The organism is Thalassotalea fusca (genome assembly GCF_053485835.1).
The window spans coordinates 249,771-263,376 of the sequence record NZ_JBQRUN010000003.1 but is presented as its reverse complement, the minus strand read 5'-3'; the positions used below and the strand labels follow the sequence as shown (position 1 = coordinate 263,376).

Sequence of the window (13,606 nt, the reverse complement as noted above, 5' to 3'; positions counted from 1 at the left end):
TTTAATCTTCATTTCTTGATACTCGGGGAAGTGTTATCTCAATATTGGCGCCGCAGTGTTGTGCATCACTGTCCTTAATGATTATTTCACCATTTAATCGCATCAATAGTTCTTTAACAATTGTTAGGCCAAGTCCACTCCCTTTTACTTGGCAATCAGTCGGTGCGGGCCCTTGATAGAATGCTTCGAACACACGTTCTTTCATATCATCACTAATACCGGGTCCCTGGTCGATAATATTTAGCGTTAACTGCTCTGCGGTGATGGTACCACTAATCGTCATCGTACCGGACGATTTTGTGTATTTAATCGCATTGGAAATAATATTGTCGAGAATCACCCTAAGTTGTTTGGCATTACTGTAGATAGTCACATCGTCAAGCGTGTTGATAATGGTGATCTGCTTGCGTTTTAAATCGAGCTTGTGATCGTTTAATACACTGTCAATCAATACCAGCAAGGCTATTTTTTCACTGTCTTGCAGGCTCGTTGAATCGAGCACAATATTAAAGTCGAGCAATTCTTCAATATGGCGCTGCAACCTATTCACACTCTCTCGAATGATTAGACAAATTTCTTGTTGTTCGTCGTTGAGTGGCCCGACACTATTGTCGTATATCAGTTCCGTACCTTCTCGTATGGCAGCCAGCGGTGTTTTCAATTCGTGTGAAATATGGCGAATAAAACTCGATTTTTGCAGTTCTAGTGCATGTAAACGTAAGCGCATCATTTCTAGCGCGTCCGCGATTTCCCGAATCTCTGGCGAACTTTTAACATGAATTGCTTGTTCAAAGTTGCCTTGCTCGAGTGATTTTATTTTTCGAATCAATAGTTTAAGTGGTGAAGTGATCAGGAAAATAAAGAATCCGGCAATAACTAAAGTAACAGGAATAATCACTAAGCTTATTAACATTGTGCGACTAACCTGTTCGGCGCCTTTCTTAATGCTGGTAGCTTGCGCACTAATCAGCTTATTGCTGTAAATATTTATTTGTTTGCCTAGGTCGGCTAATTTGACAAAGTGCTCTTGCAGCGGTTCTAAAGATTGCTCATCAATTGCCTGATCATTGATGAGGTCGTCGATTAACTGAATGCGTTGTTCGAAATGTGCACGCAAATCGTTGAGTGAATTGTCAACGTAAGGTGCTAGCTGATGGTCTAGCAGCTCTCTAATTCTCAGAAATTGCGCCACGTAATTGCGCTTCAATTCTTGGTCTTTCAACACGACGTATTGGCTAGCATATCGTTCTAACTGCGAACGACGATCATTGAGTTCCTGATTGATATTGGTTAACTCCGCAACCGAATAAATCGCCTGTGCGCCTTGATTAGACAGTTGATTTACTTGCGTCGCACTATAAATTAGCGCCACTACCAGAGGCAAGCTCACTAGTGAAAAACCAAGCAAGGTCAGCTTTTTGATGGAAAGAGCACGGCCGTCTAATAGTCGTCTAAGCGCATGATATTTTCTGCGCAACAATAATTTCATCGTTGTCGTGCGGGTCTTACGAATATCTACACCGCTTGGTGCAGGCGTTTTATTTATGGGCAAAACTTTCGTTATCCAAATGTTGAGAAGCCCTTTATTTTTAAGCGATCCGCCTGTTGTTTTCAATGCTGTCGTTAATTTGAGACAGGTAAGGAAACGGGGCTGGTGTGTTGTTTGTTATTGATTTTTAACAATTTATTTGTGTGTGTAAGGTTACGGGTAGGCGCTAAGTTTTTTTAACAAAAATAACTGTCGCCAAATAGCAACAGTTATTGATCAGTAAATTCATGAATGTCTTTAATTATCAGTAGTTTAAAATCTTGGTACGGATGGTGCTATGTGAGAGTGACATAAAAATAATGCGTTCTACGCTAATTCTATTGAAGGAAGATAAAATGAATAACATTAGTCTTAAACAAGTCACACTAGCCGTTTTCGTTACAGCATTAATCTCTACATATGTGAGCGCAGATGAAGCGGTAGAGAAATCGACAGCTATTGCCAAATCAACAGCAACACACAAAATTGATTTTCAGCAAATCGATACAGATAAAGATGGCGCAATTAGTCAGGTAGAAGCAAAAGTTAATCAATTTTTACATGATTCATTTGCAAAGGTTGATGCTAACGGTGACGCCGTGATCAGCAAAGATGAGTTTGACGCTTTTGTAAAAAACACTAAATAAGTTTATTACCTAAGTTTCGGTGGTCGCAGTTTATCCCCCTGCGCCGCCAATAACTTTGCTCGCGCAATGTTTGCCGGCAGCTCCCAACCTTCCAAGCCGGCTTTTTTTAAGGGTGAAACAATGATTGACAATAATGCTCGCTACATACAACTCGGTGAATGGATATTTGAAGTAAAATCGATTCGCGCGTTACGCGTTGATGCTTACGGTAAACCTTACAATGCCATAGCTAATGTTACATTGAACGGCGACGCTGCATATGTTGATGGTTTGATGACAAGAGAAGAAGACGAGATTAGTCGAGAAGACTTTCAAACTTTCTACTCTTTATGTCAAAAGCTTGGCCTGAAACATATGCAGTTTGACCGCTTCAAAAATGACGAGGCAAAACTGAGTACTGTTGAAATTACACCTTTAGAAATGGAAACACCGCGATTAAAGTTAGTTCTGTAGTTCGAATGTTTGTTTGTGCGACGGCACTAAACAATTGACCTGTTCGAATGACGGAACAAAAGCCAAAGCAGTGCTAAGTCTAAACGCTTAGTGCTGCTTTTTTCTATGCGCCATGAAGAAGCTTGATTACTGAGCCGGATAATCGCTATTTGTATCATTTGCTCATGGACATTGGCGTCAAATATACCTAACCTTGCATATTAGTCGAATATCAAATTCAAATTAGGAAGTGAAATGAAACTATCATCATCTCTATTAGCGATTTCTTTAGTTATTCTTTTAAGTGCTTGTTCAAAAGTTAACAAAGAAAATTACGATAAACTTGAACTCGGCATGAGTAAGGAAGAAATTCAAGCCGTTATCGGTGGCGCGGATAATTGTGAAGAAGCAATGGGCACATTAACATGTGTATGGGGTGACAAAGACGCTAAACATATTAAAGTGCGCTTTGTTGCTGATGCTGCGGTTACGTTTTCTAATAGCGGTTTATAATCGTATCGTTAAAAACAAAATGAAGCCAAATACCTGAGATATCCCTTATTTGTGCACGGTATCTCAGGTCCATATTCATTTACGATGGTACTAGAGCTAACTATATCAATTCAACATCAAGCACATCCGCCAACCGTCTTCGATACACATTCAATTCCCCATACGGGCGCAAGTTTGCAATAAGTGCGCGCACCAAGATAGTGTTGATTACTTCGCTGTCGAGTTCGGCGGAAATGAGCGATACAGTTTCCAAAACTTGTTGTTTCTGTACACTACTCATATCTTGCGCTTCTTGAGTGATGTTTTCCAATATCTGTACCGCCTGAAGGTGCTGGCGTTCACTATTATCAATCCCTTGCGTTAACGGGAAATTATCTTGCGTGAGCAATGGTTTAACGTTTGAAGTTTGCAAGGCGTTTATTGCGCTGTCTAAGCAAAAGGCGAGTAGTTTGGCACAGCGTTGAATAGAAAAGTTCGCATCATCTAGCGTTAGGTAAATCATATATTCTTGAAGCAGACCATTAACGAGTGATACGATGTCATACAACCATGGAGTTATGGTGTCACCATATGCATGGTGTAATACCTTTTGCTGAGAGAAATGGTAGTTAATTCGACACTCTTGCACTACAGCCATTACATTGGCATCCATTATGACCATTTCTTCGGATAGAAATGCTTGAATGAATGTTCGTTCATTGAGGGCTTCTTGAAATTCCTGCACAAGATATTCCTCTAGAAATTGCACTCCATTTTTTTGACTATTCTCTAGAAGTTGGTCAACTAACTGTTGGTTTTTTTCGTCTGATTGCAAAAAAAGTGCCTGTACTATATCAAGTTTACTTGAAAAGTAAGAGTAAACGGAGCCTTTAGCAATACCGGCTGATTCCGCAATACTGGCAATGGTTGTGCCTCTAAACCCTTTCTCTATAAATAAAGTCTTTGCGGTCGACATGATTAAGTCACGTTTCGATTGCGTTGGAGTAACCATTCTAATATGCGCCTTTGATATGGAAAGGCCATATTTTGCCATATTTTAAAATAAATGACTACTCGGTCATTTGACAAATGACTATGTGGTCATTTATATTTGGGTTTGTTGGTCATATCTGTGACCGCTTGGTCACTTTGGTTGGCTGGAAGAAATTTGAGGAGGCTCGAAATGCAAGAATCTAAAGGTAGTATACGTTCTTTATGGCAATTGTTGTCACCACATAAACCACCTAAGAAGGCTTTTGTTATTTTGACTATTCTTGTCATTTTCGCTACTGCGCTTGAGTTAGTCTTGCCCCTCTATTCGAGTTACCTCGTAGATTCTATTGGCAGTGAGGGGATAGACGGCCTAGTTGTTGCTGGGCTCATTGCTATTGTATTGATTGCTGCAATGTTTGAAGCTTTCCTTGGTTGGTATGGTGGAAGAATGGGGTGTCAAATAGGCTTTCGCTTGCGTTATAGCTTGATTGGACGTTTGTTGCATGCACAAAGTAAAGACATGGATGAGGAGCATAGCGCAGAATTAAGTGCAAGGATTGCCAATGACACATTAGAAGTAAAGGCTGTACTAGCAGATGATTTGATTGGATTACTCAGCGGTATCATTTCGCTTGTTTCGGTCATTACAATAATGTTTGTGCTTGATTGGCGACTAACTTTGGTGCTACTTACCTGTGTATTAGCCGGTTTTGTGCTGATAACACCTATCGCGATGATGATGAATAGTGTTGGTCAGGCAACATTGTCAGCAGAAGCGAATTTACTAAAATACGTGACTGAATGGCTTAGGTACGGACGTTTGGTGAAGTCACATAATGCGAGCGCACAACTACATTCACGATCAAAAGGATTACTTGATGAGTGCTATAAACATGAAATGCGCGCGGTAAAAATACTGTCGTTGATTGGCCCCATTTCTAATTTGGTACTGATGCTAAGTATGATTGCGATTCTTGGTTTTTCGGCATACTGGTTAGCACAGGGCACGATGACGCTAGGCACGATAACGGCATTTCTAATGTACTTGTTTGGCTTAACGTTTCCGCTAATGGCAATGGCGATGTTCTTTAGCAACTTAAATAAAGCGGCAGGCGCTGCGGCGCGACTCACTGAAATAAATCAACTGCCAATGGAGTCATCTGAACAATCCACACCACTAGCACAGGTAACGGAGCTAGCTGTACAAAACCTTTCATTTAGCCGCAATAATAAGGCTATCCTAAAAAATATTAACTATCGTTTTTCAGGAAATGGCTTGTCCGTCGTATTGGGAGAAAGTGGCAGCGGTAAGACGACTTTCCTGAATCAATTTTTAGGTTTCTACCCTGAAACACACGAAAGCGTACTCATTAATGGTCAACCACTAAATACTTATGAATTGGCATCAGTTCGTCAATCAATAGCGTGGGTTGATCAAGAACCGAAATTGCTGCATGCAACTATTAGAGAAAATTTGACGCTTGGGTTAGACGAACCGTTAAGTGACGAACGCATTCTTTCAGTATTAAATCGCGTTGGTTTAAATAATTGGTTAACACGTATTAATCACGATTTAGATCAACAAGTTTCTGAACAGGCACATCAATTTTCGGGAGGAGAAAAACAACGTTTTGCTATAGCGCGTGCTTTGTTACGTGATGCAAGGGTACTATTGTTGGATGAGCCCACCTCTGCGCTGGATGAAGCAAACAAACTTGCGATGATGTCACTGCTAAGAGAGCTCGCACAGAATATGCGAATTATCATGATTAGTCACCATCGAGAGCTGATAGCGCCTAGTGACAATGTAATCGAAATGAATGAGGGAAGCATTGCGTGCGGGTAAATTATATATTTGGGTAAAGAGTGGCATCTAAGAAATTGTTACATAACAGGTTTGCCCGCCCTGACCATTACTATTGCCAATGCAATGAGATGAGTTTATCTTATTTTAATTGTTAAACACTGTGTTTGCGTGGTGATGGTAGAAGACTCTAGGCACAACCACTCGCTTATCTGAATATAAGGAAATGTTATGGCGTACGAAATGTTAGTTGGGTTGCAGGTAACTGATGACGAAATGTACACTGCCTACCGTGAGGCAATGAAGCCAATACTGACTTTGTACAAAGGCGGTTTTGGTTATGATTTCAACGTTGCCGAGGTACTCAAACATGACGAGAGTTCGCCTGAAGGCAGTAACATCAATCGGGTGTTTACTATTTACTTTGAAAGTAAGGCGAGTTCTGAAGCATTTTTTTCAGATGCCGATTATCTCGCGGTAAAATCACAGTATTTTGAACATTCTGTTGGTGGCTCGACTATTATCGCTAGCTATGAAACTAATAAAAATAAGGCATAAGGGGGGCATATGTCGAACTTTAAAAAAGTGGGTATTGTTATTGTGGCAGTGCTAGTGTTAGGTTCTTTCGCCAAGCATTACAATGAAAAAAATCATATGGAAATGGCACTTAAAACGTGCGGTGCCAAAGAAAATATTAAGCGCGTTGATTCAAAAGGATTTGAGTGTCACGCCATGAATGAAGCACAAAATTAATATGACAGCGACGTTATTGTTACTCAAAAGACGGTAAGATCAATAACGCCCTGATTAGTCTTAATTAGTTCGTTAATTTCGTTGTTAATTAATCTCAGTAAAATTGACCGTGGTTTCAGTCTCGGCTTCAATCGTCAATTCGTGCACTTGCTCGCTCGGATTGGCAATCATTAGCGCGTCGTATTCTTCGGGGTCATCACCAACCGCACTGCATGAAAATGCAATGGTATACTCGCCTGCGGGTAATTGAGCGATTGTATAATGGTATGTGTCATTGTCAGCGTCATATGTAATCGTATCTGACGCAAATGGCGCAACTACCGTTTCAGGGATTTCATTTTGAGCTTCCGCTGGATCAAATTCATCGCCCATCATTGCTTCATCGGCAAGCATGCCCTCATATAGATAAACGATTTTTCCGTGATCGGTATCTTCATCGAACACTGTTTCACAGCTTTCACCTGCCGTGAGTAAATTCACATCAACCATTCCTGCAACCGAGCCTACCATGGCGTCATCAACGATACGTATACCATGAGGTTTCAAGTTGTAACCTGCGCCACCAGCGGTACTTACCAAAGAAGAGCGGAGATTAAACTCAATGGTATAAGCTTGTTCACCTTGATCAGATACCGTGAATGCACCTAATTTGAGCTTGTTGCTGGGGGTTTTTAAAGTCTTAGTGCCGTCACTGTCCTCAACCCAGCAAAACTCTGTACTGCCATTATGGTTTTGCGGACAACCTGAGGTATTTAAAATTAGATTGCTATAACTACCCGGGGCTATTTCAGCGCCTTCTATGATCAACTTAGTTTCCCCGTCTTGATAATCCATTAAATCAATGGTTAAAGTGGTCGGGTTGTCACTGTCATCTAAGATGGGGACTAATAGTCCAGAATCATCATCTTCATTATCATCAGCTGATTTTAATGTAATCGATTCAAACGTTACGTTGACAGAAGTGATAGAGTCAGCTGGCGCATCCGATAAAGAAAAAGAGACTTTCGGTGTTTGATCTTGCACTGGAGGAGGAGGAGGTGTGTCATTGTTAGTGTCTGAGCTTGAGGAGCCCCCGCCGCATGCATACAGAAATAAACTTAAAGAAAATAGGAGAGCCGTATTAGATTTCATGAGTAACTCTTAAGATAAAGACACTAGACTACTAATTATAGCAAAAGCTCAATTAAACCGTGGGACGAAGGACTCTTTAATCCTTCGATTTTTTCTCGCTCTTCTCTTCATACATGCGCTGGTCAGCAATGTTTGCTAATCCGTCGAGGGTGATTTCATCTTCGGGATAAATAGCGTAGCCGATGCTGGCGGAAATCGTCATTTCATGACCTTCGATATTCGCAGCACTCAGCAGGTTATGGGTTAGTTGAGCACGTATATGGCACATATCGTGGGCTTCATTTATATCATTAACCAGAATGAGAAATTCATCGCCTCCCGTCCTAGCAACAGTATCTGATGCGCGTACACTAAGCAGCATGCGTCTGGCGGCTTCTACCAACAGCGCGTCTCCAACACGATGCCCTAGCTTATCGTTGATACATTTGAAGTCATCTAGATCAATAAAAAATAAACCAAATGATTTCTTATAACGCTGGCTGTATACCATTACCTGTTGCATACGATCATCTAGCAATCGTCGATTAGGCAACGTGGTTAACGGATCGTAAAATGCCAAATCGCGATTGATTTTTCGTGAGATAGAAAGTGACGAGACAAGCGCGCCAAATGCGATGGCAATAAACCAACCCAAGAGCCTCATGTGCCAAATCTGTGTTGGCTTGATGGACCAACCAGAAATTGGACTAGCAGCAAGTAACCATTCACCGTGTTGTAAATTAATGGGGGTTAATATCGGTTGCCTGTTGAAAACGTCGGCGCTACCTAGAATCATTTCGCCTTCAACGCCTAAGCCGTCTTTTCCACGCAAAGCGAATTGAAATCCTTCTTGTGTTTCACTAAATTCAGTGGTGGTAAAAAATCCGTTGCTTTCGAGCACCAATGAAGCTAACCCCCAATAGCCGGCAGGGTTTGAATCGATATGGCCTGCAAGGCTTTTTCGGGTGAATATTGGGGTGCGAATAATGATGCCGCGTCCTCCTTGAACAAGATCGAGCGGCCCAGCGACTATGGTTCGTTTTAACTCAATGGCTTTTTCTACAGCTGGCCATTGTGTGGTGTTTTTTGTGTAATCTAATCCCAGTGCCGCTTCGTTTCCTTTGAGCGGGTAGATATACGTAATCACATTGTTTCTGGCGAGTGCAATATTGCGAATATTCCTTCCAGTGGCGATGATTTCACTGGCAATTGTGGAAAATTCCTCGTTGCTAATTTGAGGGTGAGTCGCAACATGTGCCATTAAACCCGCTGATAAATAAAACATTGCATTAAATTCACCCTCAATTTGGGCGCGGATGGCTTTAGATTTGTCGATGGCTATTTGTTGCTGGCGGGCGGTGTGGTTTTCGCAGATGAGTTGAATAATAAACTCTGTAGTGGCAGTCAGCAGCACAACAATCATCAGCCCAATTACAACATGAGGATATATAAACTGACTAATGGCTAACTTAGTTGTCATAGCGCTATCAAAAACTCATCGTGATTTGCGCCTTATTGCATTTACAGCTTAAAAATATGCGGTTAAGGGTTTAATGGTGAGTTTAAGTATAGTGCATGTGTGTGTTATGTCACTTTGTGGCCGCTTGCTATCAGCCTAGGCTTCAACGCTAGTACGTATAACTCCTCATGGCTCGTTTCTGTCACTGTCTAGAGACGCGCTTTTATTCTCTGTGCGTTCCTCTTTTACTACATGCTGGAATGGCTTCGTTGCTTCACCGGCATAAACACTTAAGTGCGGGAAAGGTATTTCAATGCCGTGCTTATCAAAGGCTTTTTTGATCTCGATATGCATTGTATTTTTGAGCTCAAGAAAGTTTTCACGTCTTGCCCAAACGGAGAATTGAATATCAATTGAAGAGGTACCAAAGCCAGTTAATATGAAAATAGGCGCAGGTTCATCTAAGCATATAAGGTTCTTTTCAGCGATTGACATCAGGATCTCACGCACTTGTTCAATATCTTCTTTGTAGGCAATGCCTATTTTCAAATCCGCGCGCCGAATTGGAAATTTTGTTAAAGTGGTGACTGCGCTCTTAATCATGCTTTCATTCGGAATACGCACAAATAAGTTATCAAATGTACGCAGTTTGACCGAAAGCAAGTCGATGGAAACAACTTCTCCGGTGATATCATTGACCTTAATTACATCGGTGATGGAAAACGGTCTTTCCATCATCAGAAAAAGGCCACTGATTAGATTTGATGCCGACGTTTGAGACGCAAAGCCGATAGCGACGGTTAAAATACCTGCGGCACCTAGCAGAATACTTAAATCAATGCCTAGATGTTTTAAGGCGGTAAAAATGACGAGACCAAATATACCGTAGAAAATTGCTCGCCGCAGGATTAGGCGGCTATGCAATGTGAGTTTTTCCTCGATTATTTTAACCACAGCGCTACTGAAAAATTTAGCGATGATAAAACCAAGCAAAATCATCATTAATGCTTGCGATAAAGTGAATAATGGCGACGCTTTAATTAAGTTAATGATGCCAAGTAAATCTTCCATTGCATGCCCTTATAAGTACGCTTTGTTAAGCAAATAAGCTACTGATACTACGAATGAGTCTGTTGTCTTCAGAAGCTTCTCTGGGCGAATTGACGAGTTGCGCGTTGTTAGCTTCTGCTGGCGCTCGTTTTTCCAGAGTCAACTCGACATTGCCATTGTCATGTTCTCTTTTGACTTCGATGCTGGTGGTCCATAACTGCTGCACGTCATCGCTGTATAAATGTAGTAAAGTCACAGGCACGTTAATGCGTTCAATCACCAGTGATTCTTCATGATTGTTAATGACCGTAATTGGTGTAATGGCGCGATGTGACTTTCTTTCTAACTTGTCCAATTGAATACGTGCAGAAGTGTATTTGGCGTAAACTATTTGCCCTTCACGCGTTGAAGAACCAAACCAGGAATCAGAAGGGCGCCAAAATGGGATATCAACTAATAATGCTTCGCTAGGTAATGATTTCGCCTGAAACCAAATTGGGGTTGAAACATAGAGCCTTGAACGTTGGCCGGGAAGTAGTGTTAAAGGCGTTGCCGGGCGAGCCACGATGGAACGATCTGCTAATAGCGGTAGTACTCGAATGCTGCTACTCGTGTTTTGCTGTAAAAAACGGCCATGAATTAGTTGTTCATCATATTCTGCCGTGCAATTGTCTTTGCATTGAATGGGTTCGTCTAATTCTTCTTCTGCCTCAATATTCCAGCTATTCCATTCGTTGGCCAATCGTCTAAGAATTATGGCGCGTCCACCAACTTGCCAGCATCGCTGCTGTAGTTGTTCAAAGTTGTATTCACCCCACCAAACCTCTGTTGTCATTTTCTTCTCTTATTGGTCAATATCAACAGCCCAAGGAACACCGATACCAATCGGAATTACACAGCACTGTTATTCTTCTTGTTACAGGCTAGCGTGAGCTGAGCGTATATTCAATTTAAACTATTTTGCATGATAACACTTTTTTTTCGAACAAAACGATGCTTTTTATCTCGCGACAAGCCATAATTTTCCTTTAGATAATAAAGATTAATCATAACTTGGTTGAAACTACATTATGCAAATGGATCCATTTTTACCGCAAGCGGTAAGCGCGATATTTCTTATCTTGATGGTAGGGTTCTTATTGCGATTTTTTCGACAACCTCACGTTGTGGCATACCTAATTGCAGGCATAATTATCGGGCCTTGGGGGTTTGGGATAGTTTCTGATATCGATACTATTTCACGTTTAGGTGCTGCAGGGGTTGTGCTATTGCTGTTTTTTGTCGGCATGGAGGTTGATGCTCGTAAGTTAGCACAAAACTGGAAAATCATCGTTTTTGGTACGCTGTTACAGATTCTATTAAGTGTTTTTTGTGTTTGGCTATTAGGGCTGTGGTTTGATTGGAGTACAGCGCGTGTCATATTGATTGGCTTTGTGATCAGCATGAGTAGCTCTGCGATAGTTATTAAACTATTACAAGAGTCTGGATTGATGGCGAGTAAATTAGGGCAAAGCACGCTCGGAATTACCCTTGCGCAAGATTTAGCTGTTATCCCAATGCTTATTATCATTGGCTTATTCGGCGCTAGTGATATCAATAATATTCAGCTGATAAAACAAAGTGTTGGCACAATACTAGCCGTAGCGGCTTTTGGCTTTTTAATTATCCAGCAACAAGTGCATTTCCCGCTGTCTAAATGGCTTAAGCAAGATCATGAATTACAATTATTTGCCGCACTGGGCGTATGTTTCGGATTGGCGATGTTATCCGCGTGGTTTGAACTTTCGACGGCGCTTGGTGCGTTTATCGCAGGAATGTTAGTGGGGGCCGCGAAAGAAACCCATTGGGTACACCATACTTTAGACTCATTTCGAGTGTTGTTTGTCGCCTTGTTTTTTGTCTCAATTGGAATGATGCTTGATATTCACTTTTTACAAACATACTGGTTAGAGGCGTCATTGCTAGTATTGGCAGCGATAGTTACCAATACATTTATTAATGCTTTCATTCTCAAACTATCCCAGTTTAGTTGGCGTGAAAGCTTGTTTGCTGGCGCGTTATTGTCACAAATTGGCGAGTTTAGTTTTGTTTTAGCGGCTGTGGGTTACCAAAGCCAAATTATCAACGCACATGGCTACCAACTTGCATTGTGTGTAATTTCACTGTCATTGCTGACCAGTCCACCTTGGATCGCCTTGAACAAGAAGTTCTTGAAAATTAGTCCAATGCGATCTGAGGTAGAAAAGTAAATTGCTATAACCAACGCTTTCGTTTGAAAATAGTGAGTAAGACAACCGTGATGACTGCCATGACGCCAAGCAGCATAAAATAACCATTTTCGGCTTTAAGTTCGGGGATATACTCGAAGTTCATGCCGTAAATACCCGCAAGAAAGGTGAGTGGTACAAACAAAGCGGTAATAACCGTTAACACTCGCATCGTTGCATTTAATTGGTGAGACGTAATTGACATATAGCCGTTAATTAAATCACCGCAAATGTCATAATACATTTGCGATAGCGTTAATAGTCGCTCTAATCGTTCACGTAAATCGTTAACTGTGTGATTTTCTGCCTCAGTAATTAAGCTGGTATCTTCGTCATCTACGTAGGCTTTGAGCGTTTCTCCCATGCTAACATGATAATTGAAGGTACGTCTGATTTTCACTAGTTGCGAGCGGTAGGCAGTGATTTTTTTCATCATGTGGTCATTGCCTTTAAACTGGAATTTATCTTCTATCTTTTCCAGTTCTGCTTCGAAAGCGAATAATTCTTTAAGGTAAAAACCGCAGCTACAGTGAAATAAACGAATTGCCATATGTACCGGACTGCGGGCGAGATATTTCTTGCTACTAGCCTTAAACAAAGTGTTAATCGCCATTGAGCTTTGGGGATGTCGTGTAATTAAAATACGTTGACCTATGAACATGGCGATTTGTAGGTGGGCAAAGCGAAGTTCATCTTCCTTAGCAACTAACCCGCGATACAACATAAAAATATAGTCGTTAAAGAGTTCAATTTTTGGCGGATGTCGATCACGTTGCGCGTCTGATATCGCAAGTGGATGGCAGTTGAACTGCTCGAGAATTTTCAGCTCTTGTGATGGTTCAACATTGTCTAAGTCAAGCCACAGGGTACTTTTTTCATCTTCTCGCCAAATGTCGACGAGTTCCATACCGCCTATTTTAACGTCTGTACCGGGCGCAACCAGCATGCATTTAATCATTGTATACTCCAAAATTATGCAGCCGTTAAAGTCGATGGCAAGCCGCAGGGAACAATATAATTTTTTGTTAATTTATCCTAATTTTCTTATGAGTGTAATACACTTAAGCTACT

General features: G+C 41.2%; 14 protein-coding genes. 7 read left to right on the top strand and 7 right to left on the bottom strand.

Features of this window, described 5'->3' with window-relative positions:
* Position 1 precedes the first annotated feature (1 nt).
* Complete coding sequence (locus ACSLUK_RS05540) at positions 2 to 1,552, bottom strand: sensor histidine kinase (RefSeq protein ID WP_448547534.1); 1,551 nt, start codon at positions 1,550 to 1,552, stop codon at positions 2 to 4.
* A 332-nt stretch (positions 1,553 to 1,884) separates the two neighbouring features.
* Between ACSLUK_RS05540 and ACSLUK_RS05535 the strand changes: the two genes are divergently transcribed.
* The 3 genes from ACSLUK_RS05535 to ACSLUK_RS05525 all read left to right on the top strand — a co-directional run bounded on the left by ACSLUK_RS05535 (position 1,885) and on the right by ACSLUK_RS05525 (position 3,120).
* Positions 1,885 to 2,175 (top strand): EF-hand domain-containing protein, encoded by a 291-nt coding sequence (locus ACSLUK_RS05535; protein ID WP_448547533.1) that lies wholly within the window; start codon positions 1,885 to 1,887, stop codon positions 2,173 to 2,175.
* Between the two features lie 120 nt (positions 2,176 to 2,295).
* Entirely contained in the window at positions 2,296 to 2,628 is a 333-nt protein-coding gene (locus ACSLUK_RS05530; protein ID WP_448547532.1) for a hypothetical protein, read from the top strand.
* 234 nt (positions 2,629 to 2,862) lie between these two features.
* Positions 2,863 to 3,120: a DUF3862 domain-containing protein gene (locus tag ACSLUK_RS05525; RefSeq protein ID WP_448547531.1), complete on the top strand. Its 258-nt coding sequence runs from the start codon at positions 2,863 to 2,865 to the stop codon at positions 3,118 to 3,120.
* Between the two features lie 100 nt (positions 3,121 to 3,220).
* Here ACSLUK_RS05525 and ACSLUK_RS05520 read toward each other — a convergent pair whose 3' ends face one another.
* Positions 3,221 to 4,111, bottom strand: coding sequence for a TetR/AcrR family transcriptional regulator (locus tag ACSLUK_RS05520; RefSeq protein WP_448547530.1), 891 nt, complete (start codon positions 4,109 to 4,111; stop codon positions 3,221 to 3,223).
* Between the two features lie 171 nt (positions 4,112 to 4,282).
* Between ACSLUK_RS05520 and ACSLUK_RS05515 the strand changes: the two genes are divergently transcribed.
* From ACSLUK_RS05515 to ACSLUK_RS05505, 3 genes are all read left to right on the top strand, one after another.
* Positions 4,283 to 5,938, top strand: a complete 1,656-nt coding sequence (locus ACSLUK_RS05515) for an ABC transporter ATP-binding protein (protein WP_448547529.1) — start codon at positions 4,283 to 4,285, stop codon at positions 5,936 to 5,938.
* A gap of 189 nt (positions 5,939 to 6,127) precedes the next feature.
* Positions 6,128 to 6,454: a DUF1330 domain-containing protein gene (locus ACSLUK_RS05510; protein ID WP_448547528.1), complete on the top strand. Its 327-nt coding sequence runs from the start codon at positions 6,128 to 6,130 to the stop codon at positions 6,452 to 6,454.
* A gap of 9 nt (positions 6,455 to 6,463) precedes the next feature.
* Positions 6,464 to 6,649, top strand: coding sequence for a hypothetical protein (locus ACSLUK_RS05505; RefSeq protein ID WP_448547527.1), 186 nt, complete (start codon positions 6,464 to 6,466; stop codon positions 6,647 to 6,649).
* Between the two features lie 84 nt (positions 6,650 to 6,733).
* Here ACSLUK_RS05505 and ACSLUK_RS05500 read toward each other — a convergent pair whose 3' ends face one another.
* The 4 genes from ACSLUK_RS05500 to ACSLUK_RS05485 form a co-directional block, all read right to left on the bottom strand.
* Entirely contained in the window at positions 6,734 to 7,780 is a 1,047-nt protein-coding gene (locus tag ACSLUK_RS05500) for a DUF4382 domain-containing protein (protein ID WP_448547526.1), read from the bottom strand.
* A gap of 76 nt (positions 7,781 to 7,856) precedes the next feature.
* The gene (locus ACSLUK_RS05495; RefSeq protein WP_448547525.1) at positions 7,857 to 9,239 is read right to left on the bottom strand and encodes a diguanylate cyclase domain-containing protein; all 1,383 of its coding nucleotides are present in this window, start codon (positions 9,237 to 9,239) and stop codon (positions 7,857 to 7,859) included.
* 165 nt (positions 9,240 to 9,404) lie between these two features.
* On the bottom strand, positions 9,405 to 10,289 hold the full coding sequence (locus ACSLUK_RS05490) for a mechanosensitive ion channel family protein (RefSeq protein WP_448547524.1): 885 nt from the start codon (positions 10,287 to 10,289) through the stop codon (positions 9,405 to 9,407).
* Positions 10,290 to 10,314: 25 nt separating this feature from the next.
* On the bottom strand, positions 10,315 to 11,103 hold the full coding sequence (locus ACSLUK_RS05485) for a DUF432 domain-containing protein (protein ID WP_448547523.1): 789 nt from the start codon (positions 11,101 to 11,103) through the stop codon (positions 10,315 to 10,317).
* Between the two features lie 235 nt (positions 11,104 to 11,338).
* Between ACSLUK_RS05485 and ACSLUK_RS05480 the strand changes: the two genes are divergently transcribed.
* Positions 11,339 to 12,517 (top strand): cation:proton antiporter, encoded by a 1,179-nt coding sequence (locus ACSLUK_RS05480; RefSeq protein ID WP_448547522.1) that lies wholly within the window; start codon positions 11,339 to 11,341, stop codon positions 12,515 to 12,517.
* A gap of 4 nt (positions 12,518 to 12,521) precedes the next feature.
* On the opposite strand, the gene ACSLUK_RS05475 is transcribed toward ACSLUK_RS05480, so the two are convergent.
* Positions 12,522 to 13,493: a magnesium transporter CorA family protein gene (locus tag ACSLUK_RS05475; protein WP_448547521.1), complete on the bottom strand. Its 972-nt coding sequence runs from the start codon at positions 13,491 to 13,493 to the stop codon at positions 12,522 to 12,524.
* Positions 13,494 to 13,606: the final 113 nt, after the last annotated feature.